Origin of the sequence: Clostridium sp., from assembly GCF_050717515.1 — a bacterium.
GTDB lineage: Bacteria > Bacillota > Clostridia > Clostridiales > Clostridiaceae > Clostridium_AD.
On the sequence record NZ_JBOITL010000011.1, the window covers coordinates 1 to 24018 of the forward strand.

Annotated in this window: 20 protein-coding genes; 16 read left to right on the top strand and 4 right to left on the bottom strand. The window is 33.4% G+C overall.

The annotated features are described in order from the left end of the window. Positions 1 to 156 precede the first annotated feature (156 nt). Positions 157 to 1170: an aminoglycoside phosphotransferase family protein gene (locus tag ACREV6_RS03045; protein WP_431576555.1), complete on the top strand. Its 1014-nt coding sequence runs from the start codon at positions 157 to 159 to the stop codon at positions 1168 to 1170. A gap of 579 nt (positions 1171 to 1749) precedes the next feature. On the opposite strand, the gene ACREV6_RS03050 is transcribed toward ACREV6_RS03045, so the two are convergent. Beyond that, entirely contained in the window at positions 1750 to 2658 is a 909-nt protein-coding gene (locus ACREV6_RS03050) for a DUF4352 domain-containing protein (protein WP_431576556.1), read from the bottom strand. 132 nt (positions 2659 to 2790) lie between these two features. Next, positions 2791 to 3159 (bottom strand): metal-dependent transcriptional regulator, encoded by a 369-nt coding sequence (locus ACREV6_RS03055; protein WP_431576557.1) that lies wholly within the window; start codon positions 3157 to 3159, stop codon positions 2791 to 2793. Between the two features lie 219 nt (positions 3160 to 3378). Here ACREV6_RS03055 and ACREV6_RS03060 point away from each other — a divergent pair, with 219 nt between their 5' ends. The 11 genes from ACREV6_RS03060 to ACREV6_RS03110 all read left to right on the top strand — a co-directional run bounded on the left by ACREV6_RS03060 (position 3379) and on the right by ACREV6_RS03110 (position 17763). Then, positions 3379 to 4311 carry a helix-turn-helix transcriptional regulator gene (locus ACREV6_RS03060; protein ID WP_431576558.1) on the top strand — a complete coding sequence of 311 codons (933 nt, stop codon included), beginning with the start codon at positions 3379 to 3381 and terminating at the stop codon, positions 4309 to 4311. A 242-nt stretch (positions 4312 to 4553) separates the two neighbouring features. Beyond that, entirely contained in the window at positions 4554 to 5141 is a 588-nt protein-coding gene (locus ACREV6_RS03065; protein ID WP_431576559.1) for an MptD family putative ECF transporter S component, read from the top strand. Between the two features lie 2 nt (positions 5142 to 5143). Continuing rightward, positions 5144 to 5875: an energy-coupling factor transporter transmembrane component T gene (locus ACREV6_RS03070; RefSeq protein ID WP_431576560.1), complete on the top strand. Its 732-nt coding sequence runs from the start codon at positions 5144 to 5146 to the stop codon at positions 5873 to 5875. An 11-nt stretch (positions 5876 to 5886) separates the two neighbouring features. After that, complete coding sequence (locus ACREV6_RS03075) at positions 5887 to 7401, top strand: ABC transporter ATP-binding protein (protein WP_431576561.1); 1515 nt, start codon at positions 5887 to 5889, stop codon at positions 7399 to 7401. A 109-nt stretch (positions 7402 to 7510) separates the two neighbouring features. Next, positions 7511 to 9301, top strand: coding sequence for an ABC transporter ATP-binding protein (locus ACREV6_RS03080; protein WP_431576562.1), 1791 nt, complete (start codon positions 7511 to 7513; stop codon positions 9299 to 9301). Further along, entirely contained in the window at positions 9294 to 11036 is a 1743-nt protein-coding gene (locus ACREV6_RS03085) for an ABC transporter ATP-binding protein (RefSeq protein ID WP_431576563.1), read from the top strand. The genes ACREV6_RS03080 and ACREV6_RS03085 overlap by 8 nt, the downstream gene beginning before the upstream one ends. Positions 11037 to 11235: 199 nt before the next feature. Then, the gene (locus ACREV6_RS03090) at positions 11236 to 12684 is read left to right on the top strand and encodes an amidohydrolase family protein (RefSeq protein WP_431576564.1); all 1449 of its coding nucleotides are present in this window, start codon (positions 11236 to 11238) and stop codon (positions 12682 to 12684) included. A gap of 428 nt (positions 12685 to 13112) precedes the next feature. Continuing rightward, a complete protein-coding gene (locus ACREV6_RS03095; RefSeq protein ID WP_431576565.1) occupies positions 13113 to 13892 on the top strand; it encodes an ABC transporter ATP-binding protein in 780 nt (259 codons plus the stop codon). Further along, the gene (locus tag ACREV6_RS03100; RefSeq protein ID WP_431576566.1) at positions 13867 to 15810 is read left to right on the top strand and encodes an FtsX-like permease family protein; all 1944 of its coding nucleotides are present in this window, start codon (positions 13867 to 13869) and stop codon (positions 15808 to 15810) included. The genes ACREV6_RS03095 and ACREV6_RS03100 overlap by 26 nt, the downstream gene beginning before the upstream one ends. A gap of 265 nt (positions 15811 to 16075) precedes the next feature. Further along, on the top strand, positions 16076 to 16747 hold the full coding sequence (locus tag ACREV6_RS03105) for a response regulator transcription factor (RefSeq protein WP_431576567.1): 672 nt from the start codon (positions 16076 to 16078) through the stop codon (positions 16745 to 16747). Beyond that, positions 16744 to 17763: a sensor histidine kinase gene (locus tag ACREV6_RS03110; protein ID WP_431576568.1), complete on the top strand. Its 1020-nt coding sequence runs from the start codon at positions 16744 to 16746 to the stop codon at positions 17761 to 17763. The genes ACREV6_RS03105 and ACREV6_RS03110 overlap by 4 nt, the downstream gene beginning before the upstream one ends. Positions 17764 to 17778: 15 nt before the next feature. Here the strand turns inward: ACREV6_RS03110 and ACREV6_RS03115 are convergent, their stop codons facing one another. Continuing rightward, positions 17779 to 18363 (bottom strand): GNAT family N-acetyltransferase, encoded by a 585-nt coding sequence (locus ACREV6_RS03115; RefSeq protein WP_431576569.1) that lies wholly within the window; start codon positions 18361 to 18363, stop codon positions 17779 to 17781. Between the two features lie 609 nt (positions 18364 to 18972). Between ACREV6_RS03115 and ACREV6_RS03120 the strand changes: the two genes are divergently transcribed. From ACREV6_RS03120 to ACREV6_RS03135, 4 genes are all read left to right on the top strand, one after another. Beyond that, complete coding sequence (locus tag ACREV6_RS03120; RefSeq protein WP_431576570.1) at positions 18973 to 20328, top strand: YjiH family protein; 1356 nt, start codon at positions 18973 to 18975, stop codon at positions 20326 to 20328. A 189-nt stretch (positions 20329 to 20517) separates the two neighbouring features. Continuing rightward, positions 20518 to 20823, top strand: coding sequence for a transposase (locus tag ACREV6_RS03125; protein ID WP_431576571.1), 306 nt, complete (start codon positions 20518 to 20520; stop codon positions 20821 to 20823). A gap of 152 nt (positions 20824 to 20975) precedes the next feature. Continuing rightward, complete coding sequence (locus tag ACREV6_RS03130) at positions 20976 to 21548, top strand: TetR/AcrR family transcriptional regulator (RefSeq protein ID WP_431576572.1); 573 nt, start codon at positions 20976 to 20978, stop codon at positions 21546 to 21548. Beyond that, positions 21545 to 22081: a flavodoxin domain-containing protein gene (locus tag ACREV6_RS03135; RefSeq protein ID WP_431576573.1), complete on the top strand. Its 537-nt coding sequence runs from the start codon at positions 21545 to 21547 to the stop codon at positions 22079 to 22081. The genes ACREV6_RS03130 and ACREV6_RS03135 overlap by 4 nt, the downstream gene beginning before the upstream one ends. A gap of 262 nt (positions 22082 to 22343) precedes the next feature. Here the strand turns inward: ACREV6_RS03135 and ACREV6_RS03140 are convergent, their stop codons facing one another. Beyond that, a complete protein-coding gene (locus ACREV6_RS03140) occupies positions 22344 to 22934 on the bottom strand; it encodes a class I SAM-dependent methyltransferase (protein ID WP_431576574.1) in 591 nt (196 codons plus the stop codon). Between the last annotated feature and the right edge of the window lie 1084 nt (positions 22935 to 24018).

Consider the following 24018-nt stretch of genomic DNA (forward strand, 5'->3'; position numbering starts at 1 on the left):
TGAGATTTAAAATCTGTTTTGATTGATTACGGAAGCGAATATATTTGAAGAGCCCGGTGCGGTAGTTCCGCACGCCGGGATCTGTACGGGGTGCACTGGGTAACCAGTGCGTCTACCGTGACTAATCAATATAAAATTTAAAGAGGAGAACAAAAAATGAGTGATATACAGTACAATTTACAATTTGAAAAATTGTGTAATATTTTGAAACTTGGTGAGATAGTCGGCATACCTAAAGCAATAACCGGAGGACTTTTACACAGAATGTATGCTATTGAAACCACCCAAGGGAAATATGCAATTAAAGCATTAAACCCTCAAATAATGCTTAGACCTGTTGCAATGCAGCACTTTATCACTTCAGAAGGAATTGTAAGTATTGCAGCAAATAATATACCTGCTCTTCCAGCTAAAGAATTTAATGGAACTTTCGTGCAAGAAATAGACAAGCAATTCTATCTTGTGTTTGATTGGGTAGATGGTAAAATTCTGAAACCAAATGAAATTAATATTGTCCATTGTGAAAAAATAGGTGCTATTCTTGCGGATATACATATGACGAATTTTTCAGAATTAGGTATAATTAATGATTTATCAGATAGTCCAGAGTTAACGGATTGGAATTACTATTTGCAAAAAGGACAAGAAAATAATGCAGTGTGGGTTAACCTATTACTTGAAATCATTAATAAGCTCTACGAGTGGAACGCTCAGGCAAATAAATCAGTAAAACAGCTTGAATCAGACATGGTTATTAGTCATAGGGATTTAGATTCTAAAAATGTTATGTGGAGTCAAGACAATCCCATTATTATTGATTGGGAGTCAGCAGGCTATGTAAATCCTATGCAAGAATTGACTGAAACAGCAATTTACTGGTCTGAAAACGACATGGGTAGTATTGACAAACTAAGATTTTTCGCTTTCGTAGGTGGCTATAAAAAGAGATATGGAACTGTGAAAGCAAATTGGAGAACGGTCTTAGTAAATGGTTTTTTAGGCAAATTAGAATGGTTGGAATATAATTTAAAACGTTCCTTATTTATTGAATGTACAGATGTGGAAGAACAGAAGATGGGGACCGCTCAAGTAATAGGAACAATAAATGCCATTAGAGGTTATGCAGATATGATTTATGAAATAGAAACGTGGCTAAATAATGAGATTTAAGAGCAATGGTTAATTCGAAATTCTCAAAGTTCTACTGGCCGCTCAGCAAACCCAAATACCAGTGAAAATATGCGTTGCATAAAAAAATAATAGCCTATAAGTCTGTAATTAACGAATAGAATAAAAAAGATATAAAAACCAAAAGTGCATAAAGAAACTTTAATAACTTTTCAAATCGACCGCCATTCCTTGCCGGCGTTATTTCAAGTGAGACCCTTCCACGTATATTATGAAAGTAATTTGTAGTTGATATTGAGGAACAATATTTTTAATCGCGCAATAAAAACACTGTAAAATTCGGTTTTGAATAATACGGTGTTTTTATTAGTTGTTCGGTTTTTTAGTCGTGACTCTTAATTTTCAGAATAGGCACTAAAGAAAATGTGGGATTATTCATTATGGTAAATAATGTACAAATTTTGCTTGTTTATAGGATTTATACTCCCAGCCATGGCATAAGGCAGCAATTAACTCATTTAAAGATTAAATACCATTTTATAGTGCATAAACCGTTTTACTATAGTTGGGACAATTAAAGCTATGATGCAATCGCTGTTCTATTCCTATTTACATTATATTTTAAGGGATTTGCAGTATATAGCGTATAGTTTCCTTGTTAGCTAGAATAGGATGAATTTCAAGCTGTGCTTCAGCAATAGAAATGGGTACTTCGAAAGTAATTTCACCTGTTACTTTTTTCCCAGCTTCAACAAGTCCGTCCATCCTTCCATTATTATTACCACCTAGGCACATATTGTAGGTTTTGCCATTTGTATCAAATAATTTAAATAATGTAATTGCTGTCATTCCATACTGCACTATGCTAACATTTTCAAAAGAACAATTAATGGTAATTAGTTTATTTCCGTCCTGTGCATGCCAAAACTTATTTGATTTTGTAAGAGTTACTGTGTTTACAGTAAATTGATAATCACCTAATCTTCCAGTCTCTCCTACTTTAAAGTGAGATTGAGCATCTTTGGATTCTTGTATATAATCAGAAGCTTTTTTATGTTCTGATGAGTTTATATGCTTTGAGTTATATATTTCTACAACTCGTTTAATACCGTCACCAGACATATATGAGAGATATGGTTGAATATAGCGCCAATTCCCTGTTTTCTGCATGACCGCTATAGCTTTTGTATCTGCTTGGTTTTTTGAAATATCGGGTGTAACCTCCATGTTTTTGTTGCTATTATCACCGTTCATAGTCAAATTGACAGAGTTATCTTTACTATTACATTCAACTTTGAATTGCATATATTCTAACAATTCGCTCATCGGCATGTATAATTGAGATTTAGAACTTCCATCCTTTACAATTGAAATTAAAGGGTTTTTTAACTTTACCTCATTTCCATAAAAATAAACCTTAGATTTACTAATAGTTGCCGATTTTATTTCTCCTGCTGCAAAAACAGTGGAAACTCCTATTGTACCAATCACTAAGCCTAAAACTAAACTTTTAAAATCAAATTTTTTCATCTTTCTCCCCCCTTTTTTATTTGTTACTGTATAATATCTTACCATTTGATCTAACTAATAATAATTATATCAAATTTTAATGTAAATACATAACTATTTTTGAAAAATATAGTTAATATGTTTATTTACATATCATCTGATACCTTTTATATGCTTCTTAATTGCTTCAAAGGTTTCATCGCTGATGTGGTGCTCTATTTTACATGCATCTTCGGAGGCCACTTTTTCATCCACGCCCAGCGTAACGAAAAGACTTGTCAATAGCTTGTGACGCTCATAAATTTTGAAAGCTAATGCCTCGCCACTATCGGTAAAGGCTATATATCCATCGCTGTCAACCTGAATAAATTTTCCTCCCTTTAAAAGACCGATTGCACGACTAACACTTGGTTTGGTATATCCAGTATAATTCACTATATCAATAGCACGGACTTGTGCGAATTTATTTTTAAGAATTAAGATGGTTTCAAGATACATTTCTCCCGATTCTTGCAGTTGCATATACTTAATCTCCTTTGCTGATTTGGCTGACAGCAGTATAGCATATGAATATGAAAATTTCAATTGGTTTATCTGAAGAACTGTTGACAAGCAAGAAAAAATGCTGTACGGTAATTCTGGTTAGCAAAGGCTAACTGACTTGAGAGGGGTGGAGTGGAGATGAATAATTTGAAAGCTACACAAAGAGAGCAAAAGATTTACGGTAGCTTGGTTGAGATTATGAAGCGTGAAAACGACTGTACAGCCTATAGAATAATTGATAAAAGTGGCGAAGTAGTAATGACAAGTTACACCGTTTTTCCTGGAATTGAACTAATATATAATGATGTTCATATGCAGATTTGTAAAGTTGATGTTGATCCGCCCAAAAACATACTTGAAATCAATCATTGCTGTGAAGGACGTATCGAATGTGAATTTGATAATGGCGAATACCTTTATTTGTCCAAAGGAGATTTATCAATCCAAATTAAAGACGGATCCTGTCATAACTCCTATTTTCCTCTTAGCCACTATCACGGGATATCGGTAGCGATTGATTTAGAAGAAGCTCCAAAGTGCTTATCCTGTATTCTTGATGATGTTTCCGTTGACCCTGTAGAGCTTTCAAAAAAATTTTGCGAAGCAGATAAGTATATGGTAATGCGTTCTAAGCCTTGCTTTGAGCATATTTTCTCGGAATTATATACTATTCCCGGTCATATAAAGCGTGGATATTTTAAAATTAAGGTTTTGGAATTATTACTTTTTTTGAGTGGTGTAAATCTTGACTCGGAAAGGTCAGCACAAAAATACTTTTCAAAGTATCAAGTGGACAGAGTAAAAAGTATAAAAGAATACCTTGTAGAGAATATCTGCCAGCATATAACCTTAGACGAGCTGTCACAAAAATTTGATATTCCCCTTACCTCAATGAAAACATGCTTTAAGGGTGTTTATGGAACAACTATCTATTCATTTATCCGTAATTATAAAATGCAATCCGCGGCAATGCTGCTAAAGCAATCGGATAAAAACATTATTGAAATCGCAGGAATGGTGGGATATGACAATGGTAGCAAGTTTGCAAAAGCATTTAAAGAGGTTATGAATGTTACGCCAAAGGAATACCGCAATAATATTGTCCAAATGGAGCCTTTTTTAACCAAATAGAGCCGAAAAAGAAGCAATGATATATTAATATAGATAGTAAGTGTCGGGAACGGCACTTTAAAATAGAATAGGGGTTAGCCACCGCTAACTCGAACGGGGGTGAATTATGAATATTGTAATTGTCGGAGGAAATGAGGACGTGGTATGGAGAAATGCTTAACAATATGAATCATATAAAAGGATTATTCAGCAGAGGATTGGTCATCACATAAGGTAACCGACCCACTTTAAAGGAGAAGAACATGAAAAATAACAGTAATAAATTACAAGGTAAAGATCTAATCAATGTGGGAATTTTTACAGCAATCTACTTCGTAATTGTATTTGCGGTGGCTATGTTGGGGTACATACCTATATTAATGGCGTTGCTTTGCGTACTTGTGCCCATCATTGGTGGAATTCCATTTATGCTATTTCTTACAAAGGTCAAAAGATTTGGTATGGTATTGATTATGAGTATCATTATTGGAAGTTTGATGCTGCTTACAGGAATGGGCTACTATGCTCTGATAGTTGGAACTGTAAGCGGACTAGTAGCAGAACTTGTTCTAGCAAGCGGAAAATATAAAAGTACAACAAAAGCTGTGCTGACAAGCGGAATCTTTAGTATTTGGGTATGGGGCAATTTCGTTCCTTTCTTTACAGACATTAAAGGATATTTTGCTACACGACAGGACTATGGTCAAGAGTATATTAACAAGCTTACCAGCTATATGACGGGATGGATGTGTCCAACTCTTCTTGTAGCTGCCTTTGTTAGTGGAATTATAGGCGGATTTCTTGGAAGAGCAGTTCTTAAAAAGCACTTTACTAAAGCGGGGATTGCATAATTATGTTTGAGTTTCTTAGTATAAAATCCGATTCAAATGGGCTAAAACTAGATCCGAGGACAAAGTTATTATTGTTACTTACCATTGCAGTTTTTGTTGTTGGTGGAGCGGGCGGAGGTATAATAACCTACGCCCTTCCTTTATTGTCAGTAATACCATTATTGCTGCTGTTGTTGGCTAGGCGTTTTAAAATTGCGACAATTTATTTGATTATCTATGTTACGAGTTTCTCGGCACAGATCTTTCTGCTCCCAATGCTAAGCGGTATTTTGAGCTTTATTGTACTTGCTGTCTGCGGTATCCTTACACGTTTTTTGCCAAGTATTATGATGGGTATGTTCGTTGTTTCCACAACCACGGTAAGTGAATTTATTGCTGCAATGGAGCGAATGCACATTACTGATAAAATCGTTATTCCAATGGCTGTTATGTTTCGTTTTTTTCCAACAGTTGGGGAAGAAGCAGCTGCTATCAATGATGCAATGAGTATGAGAGGTATCAGATTTGGTGGTGGAAATCTATTGGCAATGCTTGAATACCGTTTGATACCACTTATGATTTGCTCAGTAAAAATTGGAGAGGAACTCTCAGCAGCTGCTCTTACAAGAGGGCTAGGTGCACCTGTAAAAAGGACGAATATTTGTAAAATCGGTTTTCATATACAAGATTTTATAGTAATTGGTTTATGCGCTTCTGCGTTTTTATGGTATATTCTATACACTTTTATGCTGTGAGGAGGGAATTGATGATAGAACTAAGAAATGTATCATTTCGATATATTGGAAGTGAACAGGAGAAAGGGTTAAGTAATATAAGTCTTAAAATCCAGACTGGGGAAGTAGTGCTTTTAGTTGGTGAATCTGGATGTGGTAAAACCACATTGACAAGGCTCATTAATGGGCTTATCCCCAACTATTATGAGGGTGAATTATTTGGAGATGTGACTGTTAATGGAAAGAAAATCAATGATATTCCGTTATATGAAACAGCAAAGCTTGTTGGTTCAGTATTCCAAAACCCTCGCACACAGTTTTTTAATGTAGATACCAACAGTGAGCTTGCGTTCGGTAGCGAGAATATGGGAATGGATGAAGGGAAAATAAAGCAGCGTATGAAAGAAACCATCAATACCTTTCGGATTGAGAAATTGATGAACAAAAGCATTTTCAACCTTTCTGGTGGAGAAAAACAAAAGATAGCCTGCGCAAGTGTTTTCACTTCTAGACCGGAGGTGTATGTTCTTGATGAGCCTTCCTCTAATCTTGATATAGCAGCGACAAGTGATTTGCAGGAGTGCATTGCACACTGGAAAGCAAATGGAAATACATTGGTGATTGCTGAACATCGCCTTTCGTATTTGAAGGATCTTGCAGACCGCATCATCTATATGAAAGACGGAGAAATTATGCATGAGTTTTCTGTTGATGAGTTTCAAAAATTAAGTGCAGCGTCTTTGTGCCACTTTGGACTCAGACCCTTTTCGATCACACAGCTTTTATCTGCGCAGAAGTCAGCAAATCTATCCCATGGAAAAGTGGATATTTCTGGTTTTAATTTTTCATACAAATATCAGTCACCTGCTATTGACATTCCTGAACTAAGTGTACCAAAAGGTGAAATTATTGCGGTTATCGGCCATAACGGTGCAGGAAAATCAACTTTTGCACGATGTCTTTGTGGATTGGAAAAAAGATGCAAGGGTATAGTAAGTATTAATGGTTATAAATGCAAAACCAAGCAACGGCTAAAATATTGTTATATGGTGATGCAGGATGCCAATCATCAGTTATTTACCGAAAGCGTTTTAGATGAAATTTTAGTCAGTATGGAAGCGCCAAATACAGAAAAAGCGGAGCAAATATTGAAATCTCTTGATTTGCTTGATATAAAGGAATTACATCCCATGTCCCTGTCTGGGGGACAAAAGCAACGTGTGGCTATCGCAAGCGCTATTGCTTCTAATAGAGAAATAATTGTGTTTGATGAGCCAACAAGCGGACTTGATTTGAGACATATGAATGAAGTTGCAAATAATCTTAGTGAGTTACAGAACTTGGGAAAAACGCTGTTTGTAATATCTCATGATCTTGAATTGATACTTGAATGCTGTACTTATGTACTACATATAGAAAATGGAAGGGTTTTTGATAAATATCCACTTGAGGCTGAAGGTAAGGAAAAACTACTGAAATTTTTCTATAAACCTATAAAACTTGCTGTCCAAATGGAGTCAAAGACGATTAAACAGAGCGGAATGTAAAATGAAAATATAATATTATGAAAAAGTAAAACTTTTATATTATTACAAGAAATATAAAAATCATAGTGGTTAGCAAAGTTTAGTCAAATAAATTTAGGAGGTATCTATTATGTACGAAAGGGAAAAAAGCCATATTAAACTGCTGGATTTTGCGGGTAAGTATAAACCACTTACTATTCTCGGCTGTATCCTGTCGGGCATTAGCGCAACGCTGACAATTATACCCTTCATCTGCATTTGGCAGGTTGTCCGTGAAATCTTCGCTGTTATGCCAAACATATCAGAAGCAAAGAATTTAGCTTTTTACGGATGGATGGCACTATTGTTCTCGATAGCTAGTATTCTCATCTATTTCGGTGCATTGATGTGCACCCATAAAGCAGCGTTTAGAGTGGCAAGAAATATGAGAAGTCAGATGCTTCATCATATTGTAAAGTTGCCGCTTGGCTATTTTGATGCAGAAGGTAGCGGAAAACTGCGCCGCATTATAGACGAAAGCTCTGGTCAGACAGAAGCATTTTTAGCTCACCAGCTACCGGATTTAGCAGGTGCATTTGTAACACCTATTGCAATGCTTGTATTGCTCCTTACTTTTAATTGGAGACTTGGTCTTATCAGTATTTTTCCAATGGCAATTGGTTTTCTCTTTATGAGTAAAATGGCAGGATCTTCTATGAAAGATAAAATGAGAGAATACCAAAATTCCTTAGAAGATATGAATAATGAAGCTGTGGAATATGTAAGAGGAATTCCTATCGTCAAGACATTTCAGCAAAGCATATTTTCTTTCAAGACCTTTCACGATTCTATTATGCGTTACAAGAAATGGGTTGTAGAATACACAATTTCGCTTCGTATGCCCATGGCATGCTTTACAACTTCAATCAATGCTGTTTTTGCGTTCTTAATTCCTGCTGGTATTTTGCTGATTGCTTCAGTTGTGAACTATCAAGCATTTTTACTTGATTTCATTTTCTATATTTTGTTTACACCCTTTTGCACAGTTATGTTGACACGCATTTTATTTTTAAGTGAAAATTCAATGATTGCAAAAGATGCTGTAAATCGTGTGGCAAGTATTCTGAATGAAAAACCGCTTGCAGAACCCCAGAATCCTGTGATACCAAAGGATGCAAGTATCTCATTTGAACATGTTTCTTTTTCTTATGCAGGGGCAAAGTCTCCGGCTATTGACGATGTATCCTTTTCCATCCCGCTAGGTGTCACGGTTGCACTTGTGGGCCCATCTGGTGGCGGTAAAACCACAGTGGCAAGTTTAATTCCTCGTTTTTGGGATGTGGATAGTGGCAAGGTATCAATAGGGGGTGTTGATGTTAAGAACATAGCTACAAGCGATTTAATGAACTATGTATCCTTTGTTTTCCAAGACACGCACCTTTTCAAGACAAGTCTCCTTGAAAATATTCGTTCCTCAAAACCCAGTGCTTCAAAGGAAGAGGTAATGAAAGCGGCTAAAGCTGCTCAATGTGAAGAAATCTTTGCAAAAATGCCAAATGGCATTGATACCGTAGTTGGAACGAAAGGTGTATATTTATCAGGCGGGGAGGCACAGCGAATATCGCTTGCCCGTGCGATTTTAAAAGATGCTCCAATTGTTTTACTTGACGAAGCCACCGCATTTGCGGACCCAGAAAACGAACATCAAATATATATTGCATTTGAAAAGCTGACTCGTGGTAAAACGGTGCTGATGATTGCGCACAGGCTTTCCACTATTAAAAATGCTGATTGCATTATGGTACTTAAGAATGGAAAAATTGAAGAACAAGGAGTGCATGACGAATTGATTGCAAAAGGTGACCTCTATGCAAAGATGTGGAAGGATTATCAATCTTCTATTGCATGGAAAGTTGCAAAGGAGGTAGTTTACAATGGTTAGATATTTGAAAAAGCTATTTGCATTAAGCGAGCAAGGCGCTAGGGACTTAGTTAAGGCAATTATTTCATGTACTATAACAGACATCAGCTTGATGATGCCAGTTGGACTACTCTATTTACTGATTTCTGAACTTGTTGGGCCTATTATGGGCAGTAAAAAAGTTGAGCCTAATTTATGGTTTTATATAGGTGCTTCTGTTATGATTTTGCTTGTTATTGGTATTTTTCATTATATTCAATATAACGCTACCTTCTTGGCATCCTATAAAGAAAGTGCTAATAAGCGCATTTTGCTTGCTGAAAAACTCCGCAAAATACCGCTTTCCTTTTTTGGAAAGCGTGACCTATCAGACCTTACTACAAGCATTATGGCAGATTGCGCAGGATTAGAAACTGCATTTTCTCACTATATTCCCGAACTCATAGGATCTATCCTTTCCATTATTATATGTAGTATCGGACTTTTCATTATGGATTGGAGAATGGCAATTGCACTGCTATGGGTTGTGCCTGTTGCCTTTTTCATCACAGCAGGCGGAAAAAAACAGCAGACAAAAGTAAACCTAATCAATAAGCAGGCGCAACTTGATCGTGCAGATGTGATTCAAGAATGCATTGAAACTGTGAGAGAAATCAAAGCAAACAATCAAACGGCAAGTTATCTTGCTAAGTTGGACAAACAACTTGCTGAAGATGAAAAAATTCAAATGAAAGCAGAACTTAACACAGCTAGATTTGTGGTTTCCGCACAAATGGTCTTGCGTATAGGAATTGCCACTGTTGTGTTGGTAGGATCAATACTTCTGCTGCAAGGGGATACAGACTTTTTAACCTTCCTTCTTTTTTTAATGGCTGCATCCCGTATATTTGATCCTCTTTCCAGTTCACTTATCAATCTTGCGGCTATATTTTCTACAATGCTTCAAGTCGATCGGATGAAGAAAATTGAAGAACAGCCCATACAAACAGGAAGCGAAAAGCCTACCTACAAGGGCTACGATATTATATTTGACAATGTTGGTTTTTCATACAACGATGGCGATGCTGTTCTTAGCAATGTTTCCTTTATTGCAAAGCAAGGCGAAGTAACGGCTCTTGTTGGTCCGTCTGGTGGGGGCAAAAGCACAGCGGCTAAGCTAGCATCACGTTTTTGGGATATTAATAATGGAACAATCACCCTTGGAGGAACGGATATAAGCAAGGTTGACCCCGAAGCGTTACTTTCAAATTATTCAATTGTTTTTCAGGATGTGGTGCTGTTTAACAACACGGTTATGGAGAATATCCGATTAGGAAAAAGAGGTGCAACGGATGAAGAAGTATTAGCTGCTGCAAAAGCTGCGCAGTGTGATGACTTTATTTGCAATATGCCAAAAGGGTATCAAACAATAATTGGAGAAAATGGTTCAGCACTATCCGGTGGCGAAAGACAAAGAATTTCAATTGCCCGTGCTTTGCTAAAAAATGCGCCAGTTATTCTTCTGGATGAAGCAACCGCATCTCTTGATGTTGAAAACGAAACTTTAGTGCAGGACGCTATTTCGGCGCTTGTGAAAAATAAAACAGTACTTGTCATCGCACATCGTATGCGTACTATTGCAGGTGCAGATAACATTGTAGTATTGGAAAGTGGGAAAGTGGCCGAGCAAGGTACCCATGAGGAACTCATAGCCAAACGTGGACTTTATAACAGGTTATGGTCAATACAATCGAAAGCAAGTGAATGGTCGCTATAATATGGATGGCTCTAACAGATTATGTTAGAGTCGTTTTGTTATTGTTTAGGAAAGTATACTTTTTTTGATATAATATATAATGGTACAAGGCAGATGAATCAAGTGTTTGAACGCAGATGTAATAATGCACTAAAAATATAATTTAAGGATATATTGATATGGATAAAGGAATAAAATGTGTTAAAGGGGGTTTGGAAAAATGAAAAAAGGAAGTTCAAATATACTTGTTTTAAAAGGCATTAATTTAATTGATGGTTTAACTGATAAGATTAAGGTAGATGTAACAATAATAGTACAAGATGGTATTATTACTGACATTGGGAAAGAAAGTGAAGTATTCATCCCTCAACAAGCTGAAGTGCTGTACCTTTCGGGCAAAACAGTTCTTCCAGGGTTAATAGACTCTCATTTACATCTCTCTCAATCTGGGGTTGATGATTTTGTAAAACCATATGCAGAAAGAATGAATACAAAGTTAATAAGAAATGCTTATTTAACATTAAAATCTGGTGTTACAACTATTAGAAATATGCCCGGAGGTTCAGGGAATTGTGTATTAAAATTTGGAGAAAAAGTAAAACAGGGTAAAGTTATAGGACCGAGAATTTTAGCATCTGGTCCTGCATTGGTACCCTCTTATGGTTATTTTAGTCTAAAAAGATTTTTCCCTTCCAACCCAATAATAATGTTTATACTGAGTCGGGGTTTTGGTGCACATGGCTTGTCTATAGACGTTGATAGTCAAAAAGAAGCAAAGGAAGCGGTTAAAAAGCTTAAAAAATACGGTGTAGACTTCATAAAAACCGTTACTCCGGGAGCATATATACCTTTTATTGAAAAGGATAAAGAATTTAAAGACGAATTATTAAAAAATGGGTTAAAGTTAGAAATGATTGAAGCAAGTATGAAGCCAGAGGTTTTAAGAACGATTGTAGAAGAAGCCCATAGAGAAGGGTTAAAAATAGCTGCTCACACAATTAGTTGGCCAGAAGATTTAAAGGAAGCAGTCAAGGCAGGTGTGGACAGTATAGAACATACTCCTCTTGGATTAATGGATGATGAAACATTTGAACTAATGAAGAGTAAAAGTATATATTGGGTGCCTACAGCATATTGTTTCTATAATTGGTCTGATTTTATAGATAATCCGGAACAATATAATAGTGAAGAGATAAAGGAAGCAATTCCTGAACCTTTTTATACGGTGGGGAAAAAGTCTTTAGACAAAGCCAGAGAAGGGATAAAATCTGGCAAAGACTCAATTTTGAGCAGATTCTATGCTGAAATTAAACCTTTTAAGGAAAAGTACTTTCCTATTAATTTCAGACATGCTTTGGATAAAGGAATTAAAATTGTAGCAGCCGTTGACGCTGGAGCATCTGGAGCATCCTGTGTTCCCCATGGCCAGTTGCATAAAGAGTTGGAGATTTTTGTAAAGCATGGCATGAGTGAATTTGAAGCTATTTTAACTGCGACTAAGAATGCAGCAGAACTATTGGGCCTGGAAAAAGAACTTGGAACAATTGAAGTAGGGAAAATTGGAGATTTCGTAGTATTAAATGCTAATCCGCTTAGTAACATATCAAATATAAAGAGTATAAATTGTGTGATAAAAGAAGGAACTGTGGTTTATAATAAGATTCAGTAATTGTAAGCAAAACAACACATAGCTAATGTCAATATTGTTTTTCCAAACTGTACAGAAAAAATGCACTATGCAGCACATAGTTAGGTACGGTTCGCCTCCGCCAGTAAAACCTTCGACTAATTAATAATTAGTCGGGGGTTTTCTTATGATTTAATTTAGTTGGATTAGAATGATGAAGTATGAACTCGAAAAAGAAGACAAGAGCGTAAATGAATTATGTTTCCTCAGACTTAAAGTGTCTGTGGAAATTTTTTTTGCGACCTTTTATCATTGAAATAATCAAACTTATATTAATGTAACAAAAATGTAATATTAATGAAATCTAAATCGATGGTTGCTGCAAATTATATTGTATATAATAAGTACATTAGATGGAGTTAAAACAATTAAATTTAAATTTAAAATAAAGAAAAAAGGGAGAGTTATAAATGAAAAATATATTAAGTGTAGAAAAAATTGAAAAGTATTATGGAAATAAAGATAATGTCACAAAGGCTATAGAGAGTATCAGTTTTAAGGTAGATGAGGGTGAGTTTGTTGGGATAATGGGACCATCAGGAAGTGGTAAAACAACATTGCTTAATTGTATATCAACTATTGATAATGTAACTACAGGGAAAATAATAATAAATAATAGTGATATTACTAGGTTGAAATCAAAAACATTAGATAAGTTTAGACAAAATGAGTTAGGTTTTATATTTCAAGATTTTAACCTACTAGATACTCTTACTGCTTATGAAAATATAGCTTTAGCATTAACAATAAAAGGTGAGAAAAGTTCAGAAATAGATGGGAAAATAAAATCAGTAGCAAAATATTTAGGCATTGAACTAGAACTAAATAAATATCCTTATCAAATGTCAGGTGGACAAAAGCAAAGAGTTGCTTCTGCAAGAGCAATAGTAACAGATCCATCCTTAGTACTTGCTGATGAACCAACAGGGGCGCTAGATTCTAAAACAGCTAGATTATTACTTGAAAAACTTGAAAGTCTAAACAAAGATTTAAAGACCACAATACTTATGGTTACCCATGATGCTTTTACAGCAAGTTATGCTCATAGAATCCTTTTTATTAAAGATGGAAAAATCTTTAGTGAGGTAGTAAGAGGTAAGGATACTAGAAAAGAATTCTTTAATAAAATTATAGAAGTTATAACTCTACTTGGGGGTGATGATAATGTATTCCAAAATAGCTGTAGGTAATGTAAAGAAGAGTTTTAAGGACTATGCTATATATTTCTTAACACTAACTTTAGCAGTTTGTATATTTTATAGCTTCAACTCAATTGGGTCACAAAAGGCACTTATACAAATGAAATCTGTATCTAAATTAATGAAAATTATGTCTTATGTGTCAGTATTTATATCTATAATATTAGGTAGTTTAATATTATATGCAAATAATTTCTTGATAAAAAAACGTAAAAAAGAATTAGGAATATACATGACACTCGGTATGGGAAAAAGAAAAATATCTATAATATTAGTAATGGAGACTTTTCTAGTTGGAGTTATATCTTTAATTAGTGGACTTATACTAGGAATTGGAGCATCACAAGGATTAGCCACCTTTGCATTAAAGTTATTTAATGTATCAATTAATGAATATAAGTTTACAGTTTCAACAGGTGCAATAGGTAAAACTGTATTATACTTTGGAATAATGTTTTTACTTGTTATGATATTTAATGTATTTGTTATATCTAAATACAAGATAATCGATTTATTAACAGCAGGTAAAAGAAATCAAGATATTAAATTCAAAAATTCTATTATATATTTAATAGCATTTATTTTATGCGTAATATCACTTGGGTTTGCATATAAATCAATACTAGAAGTAGGTTTAAATGTACTAGACCCTATGGTCCTAGTATCAATAGCTTTGGGAATATTAGGTACAGTATTATTTTTCTTTAGCTTATCTGGACTTATATTATATGTGGTAAAGAAAAATAAAAAGGTTTATTTTAAAGGGTTAAATATATTTGTAGTAAAACAGATAAATAGTAAAGTTAATACAAATTTCATATCAATGTCTTTAATTTGCTTAATGTTATTCTTCACAATAGTAAGTTTATCCATGGGAATAGGCTTTAAAACAGTTATGGATGCAGGAATTGAAAATGCAACGCCCTTTGATGCCAGCATATCAGTAACAAAAGTGGATGGAGGCTACAATATAGAAGATGTTCTAAAGAAAATTAATTTTAAAATAAGTAAAAATGAAAAATCCGTAGTTCATAATGAATATCTTATAGGTATGAACGCTAGTGATTTTTTAACAACAGGAGATTTTAAAGAAGAAAAGGTAGTTTTTGTTAAAATATCTGATTATAATAAAATTTTAAAACTTAAGAATGAAAAAGAAGTAAATTTAAATAAGGATGAAGTTTTAATTTTATCCAATACTGCTAAGTTTATGAATCCAATAAATGAAGAAATAAAAAAGAATAATAGAATTAACATTAAAGGAAAAGAATACCTAATAAAAAGTCCTAAAGCTATAGAAGAAAATCTTCAAACTGCTCATTTTACAGGTAGTTTTTTCAAAATAATTATAAATGATGAGTTTTTATCAGGTTACAAAATTAGTAACTCAGTACTTAATGTAAATTATTTAGATAAAAATAGAGAAAAATATAATAAAAAATATCAAAAACGCGAGGACTATGGTAAAGGTGGTACGATAATCGGTACCTCAAAGGATGGAGCTTATTCAGAAAAAATGGTAACAACAAATGTATTAATATTTACCATAATATATTTAGGTATTGTATTTTTAATAACTAGCATGGCAGTACTCGCTCTTCAACAATTATCAGAAGCTAGTGATAGTGTAGAAAGATATAAAGCTTTAAGGAGACTTGGTGCAAACGAAAAAATGATAGATAAAACAATTTTTGTTCAAACATTGATATATTTTAGTCTTCCAGTTAGTCTTGCATTAATTCATTCAGTGGTTGGGATTAAAGTAACTAGCGATTTAATAAATAGCTTACAAAAAACAAATATTAACTCTTCAGCATTAGTAGCAGCTTTAATATTTATTGTAATTTATTCAGGATACTTCTATACAACATACGTAGGATATAAAAATATTGTTAAGAGTAACTTATAAAGAGATTTATTGTAGACTTAATGCATATGTTTGTGTTGATGTATATAAACCAATGAAGAATGATGCAAATAAAGTAAGTAATAAATTAAAGAGGTATTTACTGAAAAGTAAGTATCTCTTTAAGGCGCTCCCCAAATGGGCATAATCTAACGGGTGAAAGTCCCGATTACGAGTTGATATATATATAGCCCTATATTTTATAAAATTTAGGATATGTTATGATATTAGGGTACAGGATAAAATAAGTAGGGAGGTACAAGTACATATGGAAAAAATTATTATTATTGAAGATGATGAAGTTATAAGAGAAGAATTACAAATTTTTTTTAAAAGATATGGATATGAAGTAAAAGCTCCTATAGATTTTAATAATATAGTACAATATGTTGAAAATGAGGATGCAGAACTTATATTGCTAGATATTAATCTTCCAGTATTTGATGGTTATTATATATGTAGAGAAATACGAAAAACTTCAGATGTTCCAATTATAATAGTTACAAGTAGAGATAGTGATTTAGATGAATTAATGAGCATGAATTTAGGAGCAGATGATTTTATAACAAAGCCTTATAATATAGAAATATTATTAGCAAGGATAACTAATATTTTAAGAAGAACAGGTGGAAGTTCAAAAACTAATAATATATTAAGCTATAGAGATTTCAATTTAAATCTTTTAAATGCATCGGTTATTTATAAGGATAAATGCTTGGAATTAACGAAAAATGAGGTTAAGATACTCTCTTACTTAATAAACAATAAGGGGAATATAGTAAAACGAGATTCGTTTATGGAATATCTGTGGAAATCAGATTATTTTGTAGATGATAGTACTTTAACTGTTAATATTAATAGATTAAGAAAAAAACTTGAAGATATAGGCATAGAAAATCCAATAGAAACAAGAAGAGGATTAGGGTATATAATGCTATGAGTATAGGTGAATTTATTAAAGAAAAAATGGTGGTAATAATATCTAACATGCTGCTATTTATCATATTAGCAGCTATAATGATTATTATTAATGTTAAATTCATTATAATTTCATTTGTTTTTTGTATTTGGTTTTTGCCATTAATTTCTTATATGGCTTTAGAGTTTATAAAATTTAAAAATTATTATGATGAAATTAATAACATATTAGAAAATTTAGATAAGAAATATCTACTTCCCGCGGTAATAAAGGAAGCGAACTTTATACAAGCACAAAAGTTAAATTCTATACTTAAAGAGATAAGCCGCGATATGCACGAAAATGTAAAAAAATATAAGGATATGCAGGTGGAATATAGAGAATACATAGAGACCTGGGTACATGAAATTAAAACACCAATAGCTTCTACAAAACTAATAATTGAAAATAATCGAGATGAAGTAACTAATAAAATAGATTTCCAGATAGATAGAATTGAGGGGTTTGTAGAACAGGTGCTTTATTATTCTAGAAGCGAGGATGTTAGTAAAGATTATATTATAAAACAAATTAATCTTGATAATGTAGTAAGAAATGTAGTTAAAAGAAATTATAGAGATTTTATTCATAAGAAAATAAAATTAGATATAAAAAATATTAATGAAATTGTATATAGTGATACGAAATGGACTGAATTTATTATTAATCAGATAATAGGAAACTCTATAAAGTACTCAAGTAGTAAAGAGCCAATGATAAGTATATATTCAATAAAAAAAGCTAATTCAGTAATGTTAACCATAGAGGATAATGGAGTAGGTCTTTTAGATAAAGACATAAATAGAGTGTTCGAAAAAGGATTTACGGGTGAAAACGGAAGAAAATTTAGTAAAAGTACAGGAATGGGCTTGTATCTATGTGAAAAACTATGTGCAAAACTGGGCTTAAAAATTACTATTGATTCTGAGGTGAATAAAGGAACTAAAGTTGCATTAATATTTCCTTTGTCTGGTATGGTAAATTTCACGGATGATTAAGGCTTCATATAATGCTCATACTATGGTGCCCTTTAGCTGTTTCCTCATTACAAATTTTTGCTTTGTTTCTGCATGAATAGTAAAGCCCAAGTTTTTATACATATCAACAAACCCCATAAAATGTTTAAGTTCATCTGTAGTTTCTTTTTCGGGATATACTTCAACATAATCATAACCATCATTCGTCGCGTCTTGACAAGCATATTGCAATAATTGTTTTGCTATTCCTTTTCTTTTCATATCAGGTGCAACAAGAAAACAATATATAGACTTTACTTTATCATTTGCGTCAATCTCCAATTCATTTACTTGTGGCATAAAACGATACCAGCCGATACAGTTCAAACATTCTGTCTTTGTATTTGCGTTACACCAACCAACGATACAACCGTTAAAATATGCTAAATATCCTTGCATTTTTCCGCTCCTAACATATTCAATAGCCATTTCTTTTCTTTCTTCACGCGATGGAATACCTGTTCCGAAACGGTGGTCGGCACTACACCAACACTCACAATAACAGGTATGCTCAGGGATATTGTCATCATGTGGCGTCGTCTCGAAAAAGTTTATATATTCTTCTACGTGAGCAGGTGTCAATTTTTTAATTTCAACATTCATTCCATTACCTCCACTAATATAAATAATCTGCCAAATTCCTATTTATTTGTCAGTTTGAAAAACGACTAACTTGAATGATAATACAATTATGTCTTGATTATAGGATAATTATAACATATATTACATACATTATCATCACGTTTTAGCAAAATTACAAAGTCTTTGATTTAGAAAATTTATGAACTAAGGCTAAACATAATACATATGAAATAGTAAAAGAATCCTGGACTAAGGTGAAGAGTTTTTTAGTTATATGCTATAATAATGGTAAAGAAGTATGGTATAGTTTTAAATGAATATATACAGTAAGGTGTGTATTATATGAAATGGGAAGACGCAAGAAGTATATATTAATAAATGGATACTGTTTGAAGCTATAGAAACATATTCGAAAGATGGTAAAAGAATTGTTCAAGACCTTTCTGTTATAAATTCTTATCAAGAGGGTAAGGAAGTACTTAAAGAGTATGCAGAAAAATATAAGAAGGACAAAAGCAGGAAAATCTATGTATGTCATACAAAACATGAAAAATTATTTATACAAGAAAGAACATGGATTGGAGTGCGAAAAAATGGAGGTTTGTAAGTATGAAAAATAAGTTAAAATTTATAATTTTATCTATTCTTGGATTTGTTTTTTTTCTAATGCCTTTTAGTATTAATGGAGAAAGTAAAATTGCTATATCTCACATAGTAAATTTTATTACAAGCAATATGCTTGATTCATTTATGAGTTTCACTATTATTTGTGCATGGGTTGTGCTAGTTGCAACTATTCTTTTTACCTTTTATTCTTCAAAAAATGAGTTTATTAATACAACATTCAAAGCATCACCTTTAAATGTTGTATTAAGGGTAGTTGGCTCATTTTTATACCTTATGGTGGTTAATAATTGGTTTCAAAACTATAAGTTTGCAGGTATAATTTTAGATGGCAATACTGGGGGGCTGATGGCAGGAGATGGTGGTCTTTTAACCACACTTTATATAACATTCTTTGTAGGTATTATTGCCCTTCCTTTGTTAACACATTTTGGTATTGTTGAATTTGTAGGTATTTTATTAGGGCCTGTAGTTAAAAAGTTGTTTAAAGTACCAGGCTATTCAACTATCGATGCCATTGCATCCTTTGTTGGTGATGGTACAATTGGTATTGTGGTAACGGATACCCAATATCAAAGAGGATACTATAATAGAAGAGAAGCTTATATAATTGCAACTAGTTTTTCTATTGTAGGTATAGCATTTGCTTCTGCAGTAGCTGAAGAGCTAGGGTTTGGGCATATTTTCCCAATATTTTATGGGTCTATTGCATTAGTAACTGTTATATTGGCTTTTATTACATCGAGAATGCCACTTAAGAAATTTCCACCAACTTATTATGAAGGGGTAACTCCTAGTATAATTGAGATTCCAAAAGATAAAACTGTTTTTGAGTATTCATATGAATCTGCAATAAAGCAGGCAGGAGATGCCAAAATTGGAGAAGTAATGATTCAGTCCTTAAAAAATATTGTTAACATATACGTTGGCTTCTTACCTATTATTATGGCGGTTGGAACATTATCTTTGGTAGTGGCAGAATATACCCAGTTTTTCAATATCATTAGTGCACCACTGGTATATTTCTATACTTGGATAGGGTACAGTAATGAAGTAGCAAAAGTCATGGCACCAGCATCGGTTGCTGGATTTGCAGATATGTATTTACCAGCTTTATTTATCAGTACATCGGCTTCTGAAGCCTCAAGATTCTTTATTGGTGTATTAGCATTTACCCAGTTAGTATTTATGTCTGAAACTGGAATGATTTTAGTTAAAAGTAAAATGGGTTTAAGCTTTTGGGATGTGACTAAAGTATTTCTTTTTAGAACTGCAATGTCTTTCCCGTTATTAATAGTTATAACAAATATTTTAGCTGCTTTAGGTGTAATATCGTTTTAATGAATAACGTTCTTTATATTTTGTTTTGGATAAGCTCCTTTTAGTGCATTGCACTGAAAGGAGCTTATTTTTATAAATTTCATTTAATTTGTATTTTTACTGAAATTATAATTCAAATGCTATACATAACAAGAGTGTAAACCAATAAAAAGTCATTATCATGAGATTACCATAGTCATAGCAACTGATATGGCTATAAATCAATCAGTCAATATATTAGAATTCTTTAAAATGAATTTATTGGAGTTAAGCTATAAATATGAGGATAAGTTAATTAAATTACAAAGACAATTATGTAAAATGGTGAGGCATAGCAATAATTATAAAAAACAAACTAAGAGAATAGCTAAAATTCATGAGAAGATAGCAAATATTAGAAATGATTTTTCAAATAAGTTGTCATGGCAAATTATTAACGATAATCAAGTAATAATTTCAGAAGACTTACAAGTTTCTAATATGATAAAAAATCATATACCTTTACACGATAGGTAGAATGGTGAATTTATAGTGAATCAATATAAAATATTTTGCGTTTGGCTTGTGAACTTTTTATCATCTTCTTGACAAACGCAGTTGGATTTTATATAATTAGTTTATATAAATGGTTTATATAAATAATTTATATAAACTGAAAGGAGCATATTATGCCAAAACAAAGAATCACAAAAGAAATGGTAATGGATGCGGCGTTTCAGATTTTGCGCCAGGGCGGCGAGGAACAAGTGCTGGTGAAATCAATTGCGACTGCGCTTTCCTGCTCGGTACAGCCGATTTACAGCTATTGCGAAAACATGGATGCGTTGCGGCAGGAGATTTCAGAAATGGCGGCTGACTTTATGCGAAACTATATCGGTGAGCATCTTAATAAAGAAAACCCGTTTGAGAGTACAGGCAAGGCATATATTTCCTTTGCAAAGGAGGAGCCGCATTTGTTCAAAAGCTACTTTTTGCGAAAGCGAAGCGGTATTAACAACTTTGAAGATTTATATGCCGCTGAAGCAGAGAAAAATATGGCGGTATATCTCGCAAAAACGCTTGGGATAAGTGAAAGCAGTGCAAAAAAACTTCATATGAATATGATTGTTTATAACATGGGGCTTTCGTTTATGATGATTTCGTCAGGGTGCAATCTTTCCGAGCAAGAGCTGGGTGGAAAGCTTGAGGGTGCATATAAAGCATTCTTGAGCATAGCAAAAAATGAAGGAGTGGCAATATGAACGCAATTGTAATCTATAAAAGCAAAACAGGTTTTACAAAAAAGTATGCGGATTGGATTTCGGAAGAACTTGGATGTCCATCGCTGCCTTACGGAGAATTTAAGTCTGAGATGATTCATGATTATGACTTAATTATATTCGGAAGCCGTATACACGCCGGAAAAATCGACGGATTTTCTAAATTTAAGCGAGTTTTGGGCGAAGGTAGTTCTGCTAAGTTGGTGGTATTTGCTACAGGTGCGACGCCTGCCGCAGTCGAAGATACAATTGATATAATTTGGAAGACTAACCTATCCGAAGCGGAGCGGAAAGATATCCCCCACTTTTATCTACAAGGAGGGTTGAATTACGAAAAAATGGGAGTTGGAGACCGGTTTATTATGAAAACGCTTTCCAAAATGCTAAGCAAGAAAAAAGCAAAAAAACCAGAGCAAAGCGGATGTGAAGCCGCGATTACAAGCTCCCATGATATTTCTTCTAAAGATTTTATTAAGCCGCTGATTGAATGCATTGCTGGAATGATGAGGATCTAAGTGCAACCAGTGTGCCAGGAAGCAGTAGTACTGATTTAGTTACTAAATATATAAAGTAATGTTATTGAACTTATGAAGTTATGAACTTAATGTAGGTAATTTGTAGTTGAGATGGGGGAAGGCTATTTTTGAAGTGTGACGTAAAAATGCCGTAAAATTACAATTGAATAATACGGTATTTTTAAGGGATTATTGGGCTTTATTGTTTATGACATTTTATAAGAAGAATCTTTCGCTATAGAGGGGAGTATTTGGGCAGACATTATTCTAGCTTTTCAAGGATGAGAAAGAGACTTGACTCGTCTACTTCCTCAATGCGATAATAACACCCTGACTCCTCTCCTAGTTTTTTAAGTGCATCCTCTGAAAAAGTGATAGCAACAAACCCGTCCTTGCATACGATTGTGCCATCCTTCGTTTTTTCCAAATCGATTTCTCCAAGCAAACCATTATCCTCCTGCTCATGGAACCAGGTCAACCGATGCTTCCAAAATTTTAGACTATATGTACTGAAATAGGCCTTCCCCCCAGGAGTTAGTACCTTCATGCATTGTTCAATCAGATGCATAGGCTGTCCTTTCATCGCTGATAAACCGTTTTGCAAGCACAATACGACATCAAATTCCTCACCAAACTCAAGGTTGTAGGCATCCATCAATTGAATGTTACAATTCGGGCATGCTTTTATATAATCCTTGCCAAGATCTACTGTTGACTCTGAGATATCAATTCCTACAACGCTGTCTGAGAAAGACGCCAATTTCTTAATGATACGTCCGTATCCGGCTCCAACCTCCAGCACTTTCTCGTTGCCATGCAAATTCCGGCACACAAAATCAATTTCTTCATCCAAATAACGCTTGATCCTTGGATACTTTGTCTGGTAGACTTGAAAAAGCTTCGTAGAGTTTAAGTTCTGTATATAGTAGTTACACACAATCCCACCTCCTAGTTAAAATTAATTTTTATGTTTCCATACTATACAATTTCCACTTAACTTAAGGATAATTATACCATATTGCAGAACTATTTCATCCGTTGAAAATATCCATACGTTCTTCCTGTAGAATAATTAGAATTAATATTATAGCTAAGTATAAAGTCTTATTTTATATGGTACATTATTTACAGCAGATATGGGTTTTAACATAATGAATCTAAAAGTTAGTTATGTGTATTTTGTTAAGCAGAGCAAAGTATAAAAAGATTGCAGCAAAGTTGTTCTTGGCTGATTTTAACTTCATTGTTATGAAGGGGTGTGCACTTTTTAGCGGAAACCCCATACAATTTAGCGATAATAAAATTAATTACTTCATTAATATAGTCAATAAATTGTATCAAAATCATAGTCAGTAGACATGAGAAAACTTAGATATTGATACAATAGAAAATATTTAAAATTAAGGGGGTTTTATTGTTTTTTGGGTGGAAATACAGTGATTAGGTATAGTAAAGAGCATCTGCATTTAAGCAGGTGTTTTTTATTGTATAGGGAACAACTTGGATTATCTTTCTCTTACTGATTAGCTTTAGCTAGTTTAAAGTGGAGGTTTGTGAGTTTTTTTTTAATATATGAAGTACAAATAGGGGGAGAATTACTTAACCAGGAGTATCATAATGCGGAATATTGAATTATTTGCACTTATATGTAGGAATGTGAAGATAGTTTAGATAGGTGACCTATTGGATGAAATTGCACTCTTATATATATGATAGAATACTCCTTGTCGTCACATGATGGCAAGCAAGTTGGTCTTTGAAAATTAAACAGAGAAATAGGTAAAATAGCGAAATAACATTTCGCTTGACAAGTTAATTACTTTAGATAAAAAAGTAATTTTAGTCGTAAGACTAAAAAGTATGTAATGAGCTTGCGTAACAACTTAACAGTTGTCGCAGATTATTCATTTCAAATAAAAAGTGTAAACTTTTAAATT

Coding starts and splice junctions, on each gene's coding strand:
- ACREV6_RS03105 (WP_431576567.1), top strand. CDS start 16,076: ATGGAAAAAATTATTATTATTGAAGATGATGAAGTTATAAGAGAAGAA.
- ACREV6_RS03135 (WP_431576573.1), top strand. CDS start 21,545: ATGAACGCAATTGTAATCTATAAAAGCAAAACAGGTTTTACAAAAAAG.
- ACREV6_RS03125 (WP_431576571.1), top strand. CDS start 20,518: ATGGCTATAAATCAATCAGTCAATATATTAGAATTCTTTAAAATGAAT.
- ACREV6_RS03045 (WP_431576555.1), top strand. CDS start 157: ATGAGTGATATACAGTACAATTTACAATTTGAAAAATTGTGTAATATT.
- ACREV6_RS03050 (WP_431576556.1), bottom strand. CDS start 2,658: ATGAAAAAATTTGATTTTAAAAGTTTAGTTTTAGGCTTAGTGATTGGT.
- ACREV6_RS03120 (WP_431576570.1), top strand. CDS start 18,973: ATGAAAAATAAGTTAAAATTTATAATTTTATCTATTCTTGGATTTGTT.
- ACREV6_RS03095 (WP_431576565.1), top strand. CDS start 13,113: ATGAAAAATATATTAAGTGTAGAAAAAATTGAAAAGTATTATGGAAAT.
- ACREV6_RS03100 (WP_431576566.1), top strand. CDS start 13,867: ATGTATTCCAAAATAGCTGTAGGTAATGTAAAGAAGAGTTTTAAGGAC.
- ACREV6_RS03060 (WP_431576558.1), top strand. CDS start 3,379: ATGAAGCGTGAAAACGACTGTACAGCCTATAGAATAATTGATAAAAGT.
- ACREV6_RS03070 (WP_431576560.1), top strand. CDS start 5,144: ATGTTTGAGTTTCTTAGTATAAAATCCGATTCAAATGGGCTAAAACTA.
- ACREV6_RS03055 (WP_431576557.1), bottom strand. CDS start 3,159: ATGCAACTGCAAGAATCGGGAGAAATGTATCTTGAAACCATCTTAATT.
- ACREV6_RS03110 (WP_431576568.1), top strand. CDS start 16,744: ATGAGTATAGGTGAATTTATTAAAGAAAAAATGGTGGTAATAATATCT.
- ACREV6_RS03090 (WP_431576564.1), top strand. CDS start 11,236: ATGAAAAAAGGAAGTTCAAATATACTTGTTTTAAAAGGCATTAATTTA.
- ACREV6_RS03075 (WP_431576561.1), top strand. CDS start 5,887: ATGATAGAACTAAGAAATGTATCATTTCGATATATTGGAAGTGAACAG.
- ACREV6_RS03080 (WP_431576562.1), top strand. CDS start 7,511: ATGTACGAAAGGGAAAAAAGCCATATTAAACTGCTGGATTTTGCGGGT.
- ACREV6_RS03065 (WP_431576559.1), top strand. CDS start 4,554: ATGAAAAATAACAGTAATAAATTACAAGGTAAAGATCTAATCAATGTG.
- ACREV6_RS03130 (WP_431576572.1), top strand. CDS start 20,976: ATGCCAAAACAAAGAATCACAAAAGAAATGGTAATGGATGCGGCGTTT.
- ACREV6_RS03085 (WP_431576563.1), top strand. CDS start 9,294: ATGGTTAGATATTTGAAAAAGCTATTTGCATTAAGCGAGCAAGGCGCT.